This is a genomic window from Robertkochia solimangrovi (genome assembly GCF_007279655.1).
Taxonomy (GTDB): domain Bacteria; phylum Bacteroidota; class Bacteroidia; order Flavobacteriales; family Flavobacteriaceae; genus Robertkochia; species Robertkochia solimangrovi.
This window is the reverse complement of the sequence record NZ_QKWN01000006.1, coordinates 417,179-432,805: the sequence shown is the minus strand read 5'-3', so window position 1 is coordinate 432,805 and position 15,627 is coordinate 417,179. Positions and strand designations below refer to the sequence as shown.

Genomic DNA, 15,627 nt, shown 5'->3' with positions numbered 1-15,627 from the left:
AATGGTAAAGTATCATTTTTAAAATACAACAATGCAAGTATTGGAAAAGTTAACTTCAGCGGATGCAATTGCACTTGAAGCTAAACATGGAGCACACAATTATCACCCGTTACCGGTCGTATTAAGCCGGGGCGAGGGTGTTTATATGTGGGATGTGGAAGGAAAGAAATATTATGATTTTCTTTCCGCCTATTCTGCGGTGAATCAAGGTCATTGTCATCCGAGAATCGTCGCAGCGATGACAAAGCAGGCTCAGACCCTAACACTCACATCAAGAGCATTTCATAATGATATGCTGGGAAGATTTGAGGCGTATGCCACGGAATTCTTTGGTTTTGATAAGTTGTTGCCGATGAATACGGGAGCAGAAGCGGTTGAGACCGCGATCAAGATTTGTCGTAAATGGGCCTATGAGAAAAAAGGTATACCGGAAGAAAAAGCGAATATCGTAGTTTGTGAAAATAACTTTCATGGTCGGACAACCACTATCATTTCCTTCTCAAATGATGAAGAGGCCAGAAAGAATTTTGGTCCTTACACGCCTGGATTTGTTAAGGTGGCTTATGATGATCTCGATGCGCTTGAAACGGTTTTTAAAAATACCCCACATATCGCGGGATTTCTGGTGGAGCCCATTCAGGGAGAAGCGGGAGTATATGTGCCCTCTGCGGGTTACCTGAAGGGAGCCAAGGCTCTTTGTGAAGAATATGGAATCCTGTTTATCGCAGATGAGATTCAGACCGGGATTGCGCGAACCGGCAAAATCCTCGCAGTTGATCATGAGGAGGTCAAACCAGATATGCTGGTATTAGGGAAAGCACTAAGTGGCGGTGCCTACCCGGTAAGCGCCGTGCTGGCAAATGATTCCATTATGGAAGTCATCAAGCCGGGGCAACACGGAAGTACTTATGGAGGAAATCCAGTGGCCGCAGCCGTTGCGATGGAGGCGTTGCAGGTGGTGCTGGATGAAGATCTGGCAGGAAATGCAGAAAGACTGGGTGCTATTTTCCGTGATAAATTGAATACATATATTAAGACCAGTAGTATTGCTAAACTCGTACGGGGAAAGGGACTGCTCAATGCAATTGTGATCAATGATGATCCTGAAAGTTCAACGGCCTGGAATATATGCCTTGCCCTAAAAGAAAATGGTTTACTCGCTAAACCAACTCATGGAAATATCATTCGATTCGCTCCTCCATTGGTAATGACTGAAGATCAATTGATGGATTGCGTATCCATCATCACAAATACGCTCAGAAAATTTGAAAAGTAGATCTTAATTAAAAAATTCTGTTATTTTTGAAAGCCGACCGAAAAGTCGGCTTTTTTATAATAATTAATACACATCTACTATGGATAACCAACCAAACATCAATGAAGGTTTAGCTTTGACCCATAAAAGCATCGATTTTTTAAAAGAAGTAGCCAAATGGGGGAAATTCCTTGCGATCGTAGGATTTATCGGAATCGGCCTGATGGTTATTTTAGCGTTCTTCTATGGAGCTATTTTTGCTTTCATGCCAAATTATGACGATGCCATGATGGCTGCAGGAGGCTCCGTTTTCACAATAGTCTATCTTGTTCTAGCGGTGATATATTTCTTTCCTGTTTATTATCTGTTTAAATTCTCTGAGAAATTAAAAGGAGCTCTGAACGGTAATGATTCAATGATGCTTCAGGATGGTTTTGAATTTTTAAAGAAGCAATTTAAGTACGTCGGTATTCTTATGATTGTGATGCTAAGTTTATATGGCTTAATCTTTATTTTTTCGATGATATTTTTAGCCGGAGCCTCTATGATGTAGGCCGAGGTCCATATCTAAATATAAAGGGGGCGAAAGCCCCCTTTATTATTTTTGAACTATGAGAATATTATTGTTGCTGCGCAGCCTGTTCCATAGCTTCCTGATAAGCATCTTGTATATTTTGAATCCATTCATCCCAGCCTACCGAAGCGATGTTATAAATGATTCGGGCGATCAGTAGCACATTGAGTACTACCGCGATGATAGCGACGATCTTCCCTGCTTGTATCGTACTCTTTTTATCCTGATAAACTTCGGGGTTTGCAGCATAGATCTGTTCAGCCTTTCTGGAGAGAAAGAAAGCGATTACAGAAGGGATGATTCCCAGTCCGGCAAAACAGCAACATATATAACCGAAGATCCCCAGAATTATGATCAGGGTTGTATTTGGCATTTTTTGTTCCATAGTTGAATATTTAGTGATTTAATAGTTTTAATAAGTAATTGCCTGCTATTATTGCGATATTAATCGTAACTAAAATAACCAATATTTTATTAGCGTATTTTATGGTTAAAAAGTTTTTTACGATCAGGAATGCAAATAGGGGGATGAGGGTGTATATGGCAGGATACATGAAAAAAGCTTCTGAAAATTTACCATCGATCAAAAGCCAGAATGCTCTTTGCATTCCACAACCCATACACTCAACACCAAAAAGCTTCTTGTTGAGACAGGGGAGCATAAATCTATCGACTAATAGCATCTTTCAGTTGATTTCAGATTATTTTTTCGCTTCAGACTTCCCTCTGGTTACAAAGTCTTATTTTTGTAGCCCGGTTAAAGTTACCGGAATTTTAACAAAAACTCATATAATGAAGATTATTTCTATACTTTGTGTGATAGCCGGAGCGATTCTTGTTTTTACTTTCGATAATGAAGAGGCTTATCATATCTACCTGAAAATTCTTGGCTTTGTTTTGATGATGTTCGGACTCTATCGATCTACTCAATTATGGGTAAAGGATAATCCCAAAGATAACAGGAAGGCTGATCAGGAGTAAGACTTCCCTTATTAGATTCTTAAAAAATTCAGGATATGGCATTTAAGTCGGGAGACAGGGTAGAAACAATAGATGATCAACTCAAAGGTGTGGTAACCGGTGTTGTCGGGGGTGAGGTACTGGTCACTACAGAGGATGGTTTCGACCTTCGACTTAGTCCGGGAGAGTTGATATTGCTGCCGAATGACGGAATTATGGAGGTTAGTAATTTAGAGGCTTATCGTGCGTTGAAAGATAAGCAGCAGGGTTTGAAAAAGCGAAAGACCTCTGTAAAAAGGGATAAGACTCAACCTCCTATGGAGGTCGATCTGCATATCCACAAGCTCACTAATGAGTATAGAAATCTCGCGAATCACGATATGCTTATACTGCAGGTGGACACCGCTAAAAGAAAACTGGACTTCGCAATATCCAAACGAATTCAGCGGGTGGTTTTTATTCATGGCGTAGGGGAAGGTGTACTGCGTACCGAATTGGAATACCTTTTTTCAAGATATGAAGGACTTTCCTGGTATGATGCAGATTATCAGAAATACGGTTTAGGTGCCACCGAGGTTTATATTCCACAGAACACCCGGTTATAGTTGAACTAAGATCTATTCGGTAACGGTCGTCGAAATCTCATAAGTTCCGAATTCATAACTCGGCACGTCGTACTTTACTTTCTTATCATCACTGATCAGTTGGAACCCGTCTATGATACTTATTTCATTAGTATACGTAACGATATACCTGTGAGTTCTTCTGCCGATGGTTTGAGAAGTAATATCGGTTAAGGAACTGATGAGGTAGTTTGGCTCGGTGTTTCCGGTTTGAATGTCATCGGCAGGGTTATTGTTTCCGTTGAGATCTTCCAGTCTTGAATCAACACCGTCACCATCATCATCGGTGTCCAGATAGTTAGGGATTCCGTCATTGTCGGTATCCGTTAACACCAACTCATTATCTACGATTGTATATTCGTCTTCCGTGAGTACGTTGTCACCGTCATCATCGATATCAAGACAATCGGGAATGCCATCTCCGTCGGTATCCTGGGAATTTTCCCAGTCGATCGATCCGTCCTCATTGTAAACCGCTCCTTCCATACTGGCTGGTAAGCCATCATCATCATCTTCCACCAAACTGGTAACGATTTGAATGGTTCCACCCGTTGCATACCATTCTTCAGAGAGTTTAGGGGTAGTAGCAGGTACATCATTACAGAAGTAAGAAGTAGATACATCTCCGTCAAATATTCTGTAAAGTACCTTTACGCTGCTGTTATCGATCGTATAGGTTCTTGTATTGCCTTCGGAAGGTAGGGAAGTGAAAATGTCGGTGCTCTCTCCCTGAAGTTCTATCATTAAGGCCTCATTATCACCATCTCCGATCTTAAATAAAAGGAGACTTCCACAGGGGGTCTCAACCGGAGCGTCATCAAAGTTTAATTGTTCAATGGTGAAATCCCCGTCGTTACAAGCAACAAAGAATAACAGTGATAGTGACAGAAAGATTTTTTTCATCCCTTTAATTTTCTTCCAGAGCAAAAGTAAGATATCCCTATGGATAACGAAATTTATTGCTGATAATTTTATTTCAAGTAATTTTGCCCCTATGCAAAATATTTATCTCGATAACGCAGCGACTACAAGAATTCGTCCTGAAGTACTGGAAAGAATGGTGAAAGGCATGGAAGAATGTTATGGAAACCCTTCTTCTACCCATAGTTTTGGTAGAGCCGCCAAGGCTCAGATCGAAAAAGCCAGGAAAACCATCGCCAGGCAGTTTAAGGTGTCTCCTGCGGAGATTATATTCACTTCCGGAGGAACTGAAGCCGATAATATGATATTGGTCGCTGCTGTCAGAGACCTTGGAGTGAAGCATATTATAAGTGCCAAAACTGAACATCATGCTGTGCTTCATACACTCGAAGCTTTGAGTAAGCAGTTCGGAACACGTATCTCCTATGTGGCATTGAATTCGTTAGGTAGTGCAGACCCGGACTCATTAAAGGAGATATTAAGCGATTCGGAGGGGCCAGCACTTGTGAGTCTTATGCATATCAATAACGAAACCGGAAACAGAATAGACCTGGAAGCCTTCAGCAAGATCTGTAAGGAGCATAATGCATATTTCCATTCAGATACGGTGCAGTCGGTGGGTCATTGGGAACTGGATCTCAGTACTACTCCAGTGGATTTTATAACCGCCGCTGCCCACAAATTTCATGGACCAAAAGGGGTCGGGTTTGCGTTCATTCGTAAAGGTATCGGAATTAATCCGTTAATTCTTGGAGGTGAACAAGAGCGTGGGATGAGGGCAGGTACTGAATCTTATCATAATATCATCGGACTGGAAGAGGCATTGATACAGGCTTATGCGAATCTCGAAGAGGAACAAGCCTATATTTCCGGTTTGAAAAGTTACTTTATTGAAGCGCTGACTAATGCTATTCCGGGAACAATCATCAATGGAGGAGGAGCAGATCCGGAATTGAGCACCTACAATGTGGTAAATGTTCGATTGCCTTTTTCTGAAGATAAGGCCTCCCTTTTATTGTTTCAGCTCGATCTGAAAGGTATCGCTTGTTCCAGAGGTAGTGCTTGTCAAAGCGGAAGTAGTTTAGGGTCTCATGTGTTACAGGAAATGTTGGATGAGACGGAAATGAAAAAACCTTCAGTTCGATTTTCCTTTTCCAGGTATAATACCAAAGAAGAATTGGATACCGTTGTTGAGGTTCTAAAGGAATATGGTGAATCCTGAAACTTAATCGTTGTTCCGGGAATACGGGAATTTTCTTGTGGATTGACGCATCATGGATTCGATGATTGCATTGGTATTCTTACCCGATTTTTTATTGATCTCTTTTTCATATTTCCAGAGAAGTTTTCCGGTGGCTCCGTCACTTAGCTTTATGGCAATACGGCCATAATCACTTTTTCCGGTAAAGAAGTCCACAAAACTGAATGAATCGGTAACTCCCTGTGAAATCAGCGTATTTAAACTTATATCTCCAGTGATCAATGCATCCACATTGAGGATTTTGCAAAGCTCATGAACCGTGTGGATATCGAGATTTTCAGGGGTTATTCCTGCTTTGGCTAAAATGGCGTTCGTGTTCTTTACATTTTGGAAGTTCACGCGATAGCTCCTGCGGTTATCACGTTTAAGGAAATAGTGCTCCAAAGCATTCTGAACTTCATAAGCCTCAATGATCTCCATTTCATGGATTTCTTCTTTTGAAAGGTGATCAGAGTTGTCAAGTTCGAGTCTTGATTTGAAAGGGAGAATGGCAACGGTCTTATGATCTTTACTCAATTCATCAAAAGAGCTGCTTTCGTATATATTCTTTTTCTGTGCGAACCCCGTCATTATGCCTGAAAAGGCAATCAGCAATAATAAGATTTTTTTGTTCATCAGAACTTCATTCCAAGTTTTACGTTGAACACCCTTCCGGTCATATAGTTTGGAATTGCATATTGTCTTTTGGAATATACATCCCTCACCCAGGTGTTCGTTATCGAATTCCGGATGTCAAAAATATTGAAAATCTCGCACCCGGCGTACAATTCCTTGAATTTATATAGCCAATGTCCTTTTGGGTAACGCTTTCTGGCATCGGTGAACACATAATTGATACCCAGATCCACTCTTTTGTAATCCGGTAGTCGGAATTGATAATCGTACGGATCGGCATAGCTGGGAGATCCTCCTGGCACCCCGGTATTGTAAACGGCGTTCAGGTATAGTCTTAGATTCGGAATCGTCGGAACGTAGTCCTGAAACAATAGGGCAAATTTCAGGCGCTGGTCAGTAGGTCTGGGAATAAATCCTTGTCCATCGATATTTTCTTCGGTTCTCATATAACCAACACTAAACCAGGAATCTGTGCCTTCCACAAATTCACCGTTAAGCCTGAGATCCGCTCCGTAGGCATAAGCTTTCGCATTATTGGTAGCTCTGTACCTGATCCTTACATTTTCCAGTGTGTACGGATTGACATCCCATAGGTTCTTGTAATAGAGTTCTGAGGTGAGTTTAAAAGGACGTTTCCAGATTTTAAAAGCGATATCATGACCGGCAACAATATGCCAGGAGGATTGTGCTTTTACATGTGGTCTTACCGTACCTGTTGAATCCCTGAGTTCCCGGTAGAATGGCGGTTGTTGGTATAAACCACCCATCATGCGGAATACCATATCTGCTCCGGAATCCGGTTTATAAGAGATCTGTGCGCGCGGACTCCAGATCATTTGGGAGGAATTTTCATGACCGTCATTCACGTTCCAATACTGTGTTCTGAGTCCTGCATTGAATTGTAGGACACCTGCATTCATTTGAAATCGTTTGCTCCATTGTATGAATCCGGCTATTCGATCGGTATTTACATCATTCTGCGCTTGTATGTTTTGATATGCTTCCAGCTCACCTGAATAGGGAGAGTATGGCTGGTCATTTTGAAATTGTGGCAATGGAGGTCTTATAGAGAATCCGGCAGAATCGATGATCTCATATTCCTGCAAGCGGTCTCGGAAATTCTCATGAGTGTAGCGTATACCCCATTCGATAAGGTTTCCTTCAATATCGTGGCTTCCCTTATGCGATGCAGAAATGATGAGTCCGTCCAGCAGATTACGCCCATGGTTCAATTGAGAACCGATGCCAGTGGTATAACCCACCTGGCCGAGGTCTTCACTACCTATATCTGAGTTTACCTCGCCGAGACGATATTGTGCAAGAATATCAAAATATTCCTGTTCAGTGGTGTGGTAAACAGAGCCTGTGAAGTTTAATCGTGTTTTACTACCGGGATGGTAATCGGCCTGAAGTGCTCCAAAACGGGTATTGTACCGATCCTTTTCCTGGCCTTGATAATAGACGACCAGAGCCATGGGTTCCGCAATGGTGCCAAAATTGGTTTGACGTGTTAAGGGCTCATAATTATATCGGTTAGTGCTTAGGTTTCCAAAAAAGCTAAGTTTGAGTTGGGGATTCAGGCGGTAGCTGATCAATCCCTGAACATCTGCAAAAACCGGATTATAGTTCGTTTCTGTTTGCTTGCTGTTAACCAATAGGCGATTGTCGCGGTAACGTGCACCCACAAGAGCAGTAAAACTGCCGTCTTTGGAAGCGGTCTCAAAAAAAATACTTCCACCCAGGAGACTGGCTTCCGCACCGATCCCGAATTTTTCAGGTTCGCGATAGGTGATATCGAGAACTGAAGACATCCGGTCTCCGTATTTAGCCTGAAAACCTCCTGCAGAAAAAGCGATATTGGAGATCAGATCTGTATTGATAAAGCTCAATCCTTCCTGTTGTCCTGATCGGATAAGAAAAGGTCGATAGACTTCAATACCGTTCACATAAACAAGATTTTCATCAAAATTACCACCTCTTACATTATACTGAGTACTGAGTTCATTATTTGAATTTACTCCAGGCAGACTTCGCAGTAAATTTTCCACTCCAGCATTGGCTCCGGGAATACGGCGAATGGTTTCCGGGCTTAGATGTTTTACAGAGCCGTCGATCTGTCTGTTCCCTGAAGCAGTTATGATCACCTGCCCGATTTGCTCGATGTGTACCGACATCACCGGGTTGAATTCTAAGGATTCACCAGGTTGGAGTGCCATCTTAATACGCACACTTTTATAACCTATATGAGAAAAGATAAGTTCTGTTTGGTGGTTGGTATTCAGATCGATGGAATAAAATCCGTTTTCGTCACTATTACCCAGGAAATGATCGGAATGAATTGCGACACCGGCGATAGGTTGTTGCTCCTCATCGAGAATGATTCCTCTGACATTGGCGGTCTGTGCCATGCAATTCAGGGTCAGCATTGAAAATGTGACAAAAAGAATGAATCGGAAGCCTTTGAATTTGAGCACGTTTATTTCCGGTAAAAGTCTGCTTTAAAAATAGTACTATTTCCTACATTATCCTTTACTCTTACTTCTAAAGTGTGTTTTGTTCCTTCGAAATGCAGATCATCAAAATTGAAACTGAGGGAATTGTCCTTGTATTCGTATTCCATCAAAACCCATTTGCCATCGATATAGCCATCATAGGAACTGATTCCACTGAGGTCATCTGATATTTTTATTTTTAGAAAATTATAGTTGGTGAGCCATTGTCCATCGCGGAAGTTGGCCGGTCTAACTACGGGTGCAGTAGTGTCTTTAGCCAGGGTGAAACTACCGAGAGATTTCGTTCTTGTACTGTATACGTCTCCCTTTCTGTAGGTGTTTTGATAGGAAAGTGTTCCGTTGTCATTCAGATGAGCGATAAAGGTTTGTCTTCTTTCTGTTTCCGGTACAGAAGCATCCTTTATACTCAGTGTATATCTGTTTTTGACAGGAAGATTATCGCTGTGTACTTTGACCACACCGTTCTCTTCTTTCAGGTTCAGGTAGAAATTATGATAGAAGGTACCATCAGGGAAGAATACCGTTGCTTTCTCAGTAGCATACATATTGTCTCGGTTGCATAACAGATAATATTCCGTCTTTTCCTCTTTTTTAGGATCTGTAATAGTTTCCTTTTTACCTTCAACGGGGATGATTACTGTAGAAGTATTTCCCATAAAGTCTGAGACTTCCAGCATAATTTTATAGAATTGACCTTCTTCGATCTTTACCAGTCCGTTATTGATGTTGGTGTCATAGATCTTTAACTTGTTGTAGGGTTCGAGGAAGAGTTTTTGAACACGTTCATTTTTACTGGTGTAACGATCATAGTCGATCATCGTGTTTATGTAGCTGCTTTCTCCAAAAGAAAAGGTGTTGAAACTATAACCGAAGTTTGGAGTTCCGTTAACGGTAAGTCTGACCGTATAGGCGCCATTTTTATTAAAAGCGAGATCCTGTCTGTCGTAAGTATTGACACCGAATCCTATGGTGCCGGTAGCATTGACTTTTTGTGTGATGAAAGTACCATCATGCTGGTCGAGCAATTGTAACTGCATCGTATTACCACTGTGATTTACGCTGGCATCTTCGGAAAGAGGAAATGCGAATATACCCAGAACACGGGGGGCTTCGGTGTCTTTAACGTCAAAACCAAAGAAAAGTGGATTTATAGGTTTTTGTGCTCCGTCACGAATCTCAAAATGTAAATGTGGCCCTGCGCTCCCCCCGGTATTCCCACTGTAGGCTATGATGTCACCTTGTTCCACTCTCAGGTCTGAGGGTTTAGGGAAAGCTTCTACCTCATAAGACTGCTTTTCATATTGCAGTTTTTTGATATAAGCTTCAACCTCTGGAGCAAATTTTTGTAAGTGGGCATAGACAGAAGTGTAGCCATTGGGATGCTGAATGTATATAGCTTTCCCATAGCCGTAATGCTGAATTTTGATCCTGGAAATGTATCCTGTGGCAGAAGCATGTACCTTCAGACCTTCGCGTTGTTCTGTTTTTATGTCGAGTCCTGCATGAAAGTGGTTCGACCGTAATTCTCCGAAATTCCCCGCCAATACTATAGGAATGTCCAGTGGTGGTGCGAAGGCATCCGTTGGATACGAAGATTGTGCGTGAATAAAGGAGACGAATAAGGTCAGACATAAAAGGGTGTACCGCATAACATAAATCATTGGGAAGCTAAAATAATTAAATGCTTTAAAAAGATGAAAACTATATGAGGTTTAACGGATTTTTCATGCAAATATTAACAGGTAAAGAAATTTTTCTCAGGTATTGCGAGGTATACTCAGGTATGTTAACTTTGTAAATATACGTATTGAATAGAGCATTCATGAGTGATATTCTGGAAATCGTTGATTCACTGGAAAGTAAAGTAAATCGGTTGTTGCTAAAAATCGAAGAGCAACGCCGTGAAAATATCAGGTTGTCTGAAGAATTGATGAAATCTAAAGGCAAGGTCAAAGATCTCCAGCATTCCATAGAGGAATGGGAGGAGAAATACCGCTCACTCAAACTTGCGAATTCAATGCTTGGCAGTAATGAAAGCAAGACTGAAGCTAAGCTTAAAATAAATACTTTAATTCGGGAAATTGATCAGTGTATCGCGCAGCTTTCCGAATAATGTTCTAAAATAACCTATGGGAGAGAAACTTAAAATTAAGTTGTCTATAGCGGACAGGGTTTACCCCCTGACGATCGACCCCGACCAGGAGGAGGGGCTCCGTAAGGCTGCAAAGAACATCGATATTTTGATAAAGAAATTTGAACAGAATTATGCTGTTAGAGATAAACAGGACGTTCTGGCGATGTGCGCACTGCAATTCGCGTCTCAGGTGGAACAAAAGAGTATCGATAAAGAAAATACAAACGTAGTACTCGAAGAGCGCTTAAAAGCGCTTGATAGTTTGCTATCTAAGCATATGAGCTAAGTTCTTACGTTCTTTTAAATAGTATAATGTTACTGCCTACATTGGTTGCATTTTTTTTGACAAACTCAACAAGAATACTATAAAAAAGGTGAGTTCGGATTGTTAAAGCAAGCCGCTTTCGGTTTTACCGAATGGGCGGATCCTTGATCAGTCTGGTAGCCTTAAACCTGTTTTATGGAGTTTGTACAAAACTCAAGGCCGATGTAGGCTTTTTTTTTAAATATAAATTAAGATGGATACAACGCAATTATGGATTATCGTTGGGGTTTTAGGAATAGTCATTGGGTTTGTAATAGCTAAAGTGCTCGAAAGAGGAAATGCCTCAAAGGTCATTTCAAACGCTAAGAAAGAAGCCGATAATATAGTAAAGGAAGCGAAGAACGAAGGGGAGAGTATTAAGAAAGATAAAATACTCCAGGCTAAGGAGAAGTTCCTCGAACTGAAGGCAGAACACGAAAAGGTGATCATTGCCAAGGATAAAAAACTGGCAGATGCCGAAAAACGAACCAGAGATAAAGAGTCTCAGGTTTCCAACGAGCTGGCTAAAAATAAAAAGCTCAATACAGAGATCGAACAGAAGGTAAAGGATTATGATTACCGACTGGATTATCTGGATAAGAAACAAAGTGAAGTGGAGAAACTTCATAAAAGCCAGATCGAACAATTAGAAGTGATCAGCGGACTTTCAGCAGAAGAGGCGAAAGCTCAATTGATCGAATCGCTTAGAAGCGATGCGAAAAGCGATGCTATGGCCTTTATTCAGAATACCATGGAAGAGGCAAAGCTTACCGCGCAACAAGAGGCTAAGAAAGTTATTATCAATACCATTCAGCGTATTGGAACCGAAGAAGCTATCGAAAACTGTGTTTCGGTATTTAACCTGGAATCTGATGACGTTAAAGGACGTATTATCGGTAGAGAAGGGCGAAATATTCGTGCACTCGAAGCTGCCACCGGTGTTGAGATCATCGTTGATGATACGCCGGAAGCGATCATTCTTTCCTGCTTTGATTCCGTAAGACGTGAAGTTGCACGTTTATCGCTACACAGACTAGTGACAGACGGTCGTATTCACCCGGCGAGAATTGAAGAGGTCGTTAAAAAGACGTCTAAGAAGATCGAAGAAGAGATCATCGAAGTTGGAAAAAGAACCGTAATAGATCTCGGTATACATGGGTTACATCCGGAGCTTATCAAAGCGGTTGGACGTATGAAATATCGTTCTTCTTACGGGCAAAACCTGTTACAGCACTCCAGAGAAGTTGCTAAACTTTGTGGGGTGATGGCAGCTGAACTCGGACTTAATCCAAAACTTGCGAAACGCGCAGGGTTGCTCCATGATATCGGTAAAGTACCGGATTCTGAAACTGAGACCCCTCACGCAATCCTGGGTATGGAATGGGCAGAGAAATACGGAGAGAAACCGGATGTGTGCAACGCTATCGGGGCTCACCACGATGAGATAGAGATGAAAACGCTTCTTGCGCCTATCGTTCAGGTTTGTGATGCGATCAGCGGCGCCAGACCTGGAGCCAGAAGACAAGTGCTTGATTCATATATTCAACGTCTTAAAGACCTTGAAGATATCGCATTTGCGTTCACTGGAGTTAAAAAGGCCTATGCTATTCAAGCAGGTAGAGAACTTCGTGTGATCGTTGAAAGTGAGAAAGTAAGTGATGACAAAGCTTCTGAACTGTCATTTGAAATTTCTCAGAAGATCCAAACGGATATGACCTATCCCGGACAGGTAAAAGTAACCGTGATAAGAGAAACAAGAGCGGTTAATATCGCAAAATAAATTCTTCGGAATTAACCATATAGAAGGGATGCTGACGTAGTGACAGCATCCCTTTTTTTATAATACAACTTCGTTTTCCAGTTTCTGGCCTTTGGAGAACTGTTCGATATTGGTTAAGGTCACTATTGCGATCTGTTCCAGTGCTTCGTTGGTTAGAAATCCCTGATGAGCGGTGATCAATACATTGGGAAAGGAGATCAGTCGCATGATCTGATCATCTTTGATGATACTTTCCGAAAGGTCCCGGAAGAATAGTTGTTCTTCCTGCTCGTATACATCAATGCCTAGATAACCTAGCTGTCCTGACTTTAGTGCTTCTATGGCGCAGGTGGTGTCGATAAGGGCACCACGACTTGTATTGATTAGCATGGTGCCTTTCTTAAGCTTACTAAGACTAACTTCATTGATCAGGTGTTCTGTTTCTTCAGTCAGCGGACAATGTAGTGAAATGATATTGGCTTGTGCAAAGAGTTCGTCCAGAGTGACGTATGGTATCCCCATACCTTTAACCGTGTCTGAAGGGTATTTATCATAAGCGATAACGCGACAACCAAGCCCTTGCATAATCTTACAAAAATGCATGCCGATCTTACCGGTTCCAATTACGCCTACCGTCCGATTATGTACATCGAAGCCAATCAGGCGTTCCAGTGAAAAATTTCCTTCCCTGACGCGGTTATAAGCCTTATGGGTCTTTCTGTTCAAGGTCATGATGAGCGCAAGAGCATGTTCCGCTACTGCCTGTGGACTATATGCTGGAACCCTGACGACTTTCAAACCGTGTTCTTCAGCTGCCTTAAGGTCGACATTATTAAATCCTGCACAACGTAAGGCAATCAGTTTTACATCATTTTCCTTTAATAAAGCAATGGTTTCCGCATTGAGCTGATCGTTTACAAAAACACAGATACCTTCATATCCTTTAGTCAACTTAGCGGTGTCTGTATTGAGGGGGACATCGAAAAATTTCAAATGAATATCAGTGAAATTCTTATTCGATCGCTCAAAGAATTCACGGTCGAAGGACTTGGTACTGAAAACAGCTATTCTCATAATAGTCACTACTTATTTCCATAAATTTATTAAGAAAACAGAAAACAGAAAATAGTTTATGCAAAACAGTTTACAGCATACTGCTTCGTTATGTGAATTAAGATAAGTTGTAAGTTTTGAATTATCAGTTATGAGGTTTGTAACTACGTTTTATAGTAACCAGTAACCAGTAACCCGCAACAAGTAACATAGTAACAAGTAACATTGTAACTTAAAACCCAGGCAGATGAAGAATTGCCTGCCTGAATTGATTTTATTTTCGTGTTCCGAGTTTGAGTAATGTATCCTTAAAATAAGCCTGGATGTTATCTTGTTCCGGAAGATTTCCTGACTTCACTTTCCAGTTACCATTGACAATGGTGCCCTCCATATCGGAAACATCTGCACTATAGAGGAAGGTGTTACACAGATATTTTGTGGAAGCGGTGGTGATCAATGGACTCTCTGATTTCATGACTACGGCATCAAATGGTTCACCTTTTTTGAAGAATGATTCTATAGAGGCTCCCATTGCAGTTCTGCCGGACTCCCATGCCATGGTGATTGCATTCAAGCCGCTGTCGCCGCTTTCAGGGGTGACAAAGGTATTTCTTTTGTGGGAAATCAATCGTTGGCCGTAGTCCAGGATCCTTAGTTCCTCAAGAGGGTTGAGTCCGACATGGCTATCCGTTCCAATAGACCAATTGCCTTTAAGGTCCATATATTCTCTGAACCTGAACAGCCCGTCTCCCAGGTTTCCTTCGGTGGAAGGACAGATAACCACATTGGCTCCGGATCCTGCAATGGTTTTTAATTCACTGTCGTCTAGATGCGTGGCATGAACCAGGTGGAAGTTACTATCCAGAGCTACCTGTTCAGAGAACCAGGCTACCGGTCTTTTGCCATAGTAAGCAAAACAATCTTCGATCTCTTTCAATTGTTCTGAAAGGTGAATATGGAAAGGTCGGTCCTTTTTATAGGTGCGGCATATTTCCTTGATAGCATCAGTGCTGCCTGCACGTAAAGAATGGAGCCCGATTCCACTACTTGCGCCCTCATAGGAGGTTGTTGCTTTTTCAGTAGCTTCCAGCAGTTTAAAATAATCATCGGGGGAGGAAGAAAGAAAGCGGCGTTGTTTTTCAGTGGGGGGAAGTCCGAAACCTCCGGTCTGATAGAACATAGGGACCAAGGTGATACGTATTCCAGTCTTTTTTGCAGCTGCGATCAGTCGCGATCCCATTTCTGAAAGGTCACTGTATGGTTTACCATCAGGATCGTGATGAAGGTAATGGAATTCTGCCACGGAAGTGTATCCGTGCCTTAGCATTTCTGCGTAAAGCATCGTGGCGATGGATTCCAGTTCTTCCGGAGAAATGCTTAACGCGAGATCGTACATCGCAGTTCTCCAGGACCAGAAATCATCGGCAGCGGCACCGGTGCGATGGTATTCCGCCAGTCCGGCCATTGCGTACTGAAATGCATGTGAATGGGCATTCTGGAATCCCGGTATCGCAAATCCCGAAGCTGTGTCATGCTTAATATCTGGGCAGATGTTTAAAATTTTCCCTTCATCATCCAGGTCGACACGAACATTTTCCAGCCATCCCTCTTTTTGGAGTAGTCCTTTAAAATATAGTTCTTTTTGCGCTTTCATA

The 15,627-nt window shown here is 41.8% G+C and carries 16 protein-coding genes and 1 other RNA gene; 9 read left to right on the top strand and 8 right to left on the bottom strand.

All coding sequences use genetic code 11. The annotated features are described in order from the left end of the window. Positions 1-31 precede the first annotated feature (31 nt). Together rocD and DMZ48_RS10150 are read left to right on the top strand one after the other, a co-directional pair. Positions 32-1,276 carry an ornithine--oxo-acid transaminase gene (rocD, locus tag DMZ48_RS10155; protein WP_143955020.1) on the top strand — a complete coding sequence of 415 codons (1,245 nt, stop codon included), beginning with the start codon at positions 32-34 and terminating at the stop codon, positions 1,274-1,276. A gap of 79 nt (positions 1,277-1,355) precedes the next feature. Continuing rightward, a complete protein-coding gene (locus DMZ48_RS10150) occupies positions 1,356-1,808 on the top strand; it encodes a DUF5362 family protein (RefSeq protein ID WP_143955019.1) in 453 nt (150 codons plus the stop codon). Between the two features lie 67 nt (positions 1,809-1,875). Here the strand turns inward: DMZ48_RS10150 and DMZ48_RS10145 are convergent, their stop codons facing one another. Continuing rightward, a complete protein-coding gene (locus DMZ48_RS10145; RefSeq protein ID WP_143955018.1) occupies positions 1,876-2,214 on the bottom strand; it encodes a CCC motif membrane protein in 339 nt (112 codons plus the stop codon). Positions 2,215-2,224: 10 nt separating this feature from the next. After that, on the bottom strand, positions 2,225-2,512 hold the full coding sequence (locus DMZ48_RS10140) for a DUF2752 domain-containing protein (RefSeq protein WP_242009176.1): 288 nt from the start codon (positions 2,510-2,512) through the stop codon (positions 2,225-2,227). 109 nt (positions 2,513-2,621) lie between these two features. Between DMZ48_RS10140 and DMZ48_RS10135 the strand changes: the two genes are divergently transcribed. Both DMZ48_RS10135 and DMZ48_RS10130 read left to right on the top strand, forming a co-directional pair. Continuing rightward, positions 2,622-2,810, top strand: coding sequence for a hypothetical protein (locus tag DMZ48_RS10135; protein ID WP_143955017.1), 189 nt, complete (start codon positions 2,622-2,624; stop codon positions 2,808-2,810). Positions 2,811-2,845: 35 nt separating this feature from the next. Continuing rightward, positions 2,846-3,394: a Smr/MutS family protein gene (locus DMZ48_RS10130; protein ID WP_143955016.1), complete on the top strand. Its 549-nt coding sequence runs from the start codon at positions 2,846-2,848 to the stop codon at positions 3,392-3,394. A 12-nt stretch (positions 3,395-3,406) separates the two neighbouring features. Here DMZ48_RS10130 and DMZ48_RS10125 read toward each other — a convergent pair whose 3' ends face one another. Further along, positions 3,407-4,315 carry a hypothetical protein gene (locus DMZ48_RS10125; protein ID WP_143955015.1) on the bottom strand — a complete coding sequence of 303 codons (909 nt, stop codon included), beginning with the start codon at positions 4,313-4,315 and terminating at the stop codon, positions 3,407-3,409. A gap of 91 nt (positions 4,316-4,406) precedes the next feature. On the opposite strand from DMZ48_RS10125, the gene DMZ48_RS10120 reads away from it, so the two are divergent. Then, positions 4,407-5,555, top strand: a complete 1,149-nt coding sequence (locus tag DMZ48_RS10120) for a cysteine desulfurase family protein (RefSeq protein WP_143955014.1) — start codon at positions 4,407-4,409, stop codon at positions 5,553-5,555. A gap of 3 nt (positions 5,556-5,558) precedes the next feature. Here the strand turns inward: DMZ48_RS10120 and DMZ48_RS10115 are convergent, their stop codons facing one another. The 3 genes from DMZ48_RS10115 to DMZ48_RS10105 all read right to left on the bottom strand — a co-directional run bounded on the left by DMZ48_RS10115 (position 5,559) and on the right by DMZ48_RS10105 (position 10,371). Next, positions 5,559-6,209, bottom strand: coding sequence for a hypothetical protein (locus tag DMZ48_RS10115; protein WP_143955013.1), 651 nt, complete (start codon positions 6,207-6,209; stop codon positions 5,559-5,561). Next, positions 6,209-8,617, bottom strand: coding sequence for a TonB-dependent receptor (locus DMZ48_RS10110; protein ID WP_242009175.1), 2,409 nt, complete (start codon positions 8,615-8,617; stop codon positions 6,209-6,211). The genes DMZ48_RS10115 and DMZ48_RS10110 overlap by 1 nt, the downstream gene beginning before the upstream one ends. A 68-nt stretch (positions 8,618-8,685) precedes the next feature. Further along, complete coding sequence (locus DMZ48_RS10105; protein WP_143955012.1) at positions 8,686-10,371, bottom strand: M23 family metallopeptidase; 1,686 nt, start codon at positions 10,369-10,371, stop codon at positions 8,686-8,688. Positions 10,372-10,544: 173 nt separating this feature from the next. Between DMZ48_RS10105 and DMZ48_RS10100 the strand changes: the two genes are divergently transcribed. From DMZ48_RS10100 to rny, 4 genes are all read left to right on the top strand, one after another. Further along, positions 10,545-10,835, top strand: coding sequence for a hypothetical protein (locus DMZ48_RS10100; RefSeq protein ID WP_143955011.1), 291 nt, complete (start codon positions 10,545-10,547; stop codon positions 10,833-10,835). 16 nt (positions 10,836-10,851) lie between these two features. After that, positions 10,852-11,142, top strand: coding sequence for a cell division protein ZapA (locus DMZ48_RS10095; RefSeq protein ID WP_143955010.1), 291 nt, complete (start codon positions 10,852-10,854; stop codon positions 11,140-11,142). Between the two features lie 63 nt (positions 11,143-11,205). After that, positions 11,206-11,325: non-coding RNA, 6S RNA (gene ssrS, locus DMZ48_RS10090), on the top strand. A gap of 49 nt (positions 11,326-11,374) precedes the next feature. After that, a complete protein-coding gene (gene rny, locus DMZ48_RS10085) occupies positions 11,375-12,940 on the top strand; it encodes a ribonuclease Y (protein ID WP_143955009.1) in 1,566 nt (521 codons plus the stop codon). A gap of 57 nt (positions 12,941-12,997) precedes the next feature. Here rny and DMZ48_RS10080 read toward each other — a convergent pair whose 3' ends face one another. Both DMZ48_RS10080 and hutF read right to left on the bottom strand, forming a co-directional pair. Further along, entirely contained in the window at positions 12,998-13,993 is a 996-nt protein-coding gene (locus DMZ48_RS10080; RefSeq protein ID WP_143955008.1) for a 2-hydroxyacid dehydrogenase, read from the bottom strand. A 253-nt stretch (positions 13,994-14,246) separates the two neighbouring features. After that, positions 14,247-15,626, bottom strand: a complete 1,380-nt coding sequence (gene hutF / locus DMZ48_RS10075) for a formimidoylglutamate deiminase (RefSeq protein WP_143955007.1) — start codon at positions 15,624-15,626, stop codon at positions 14,247-14,249. Position 15,627 lies beyond the last annotated feature (1 nt).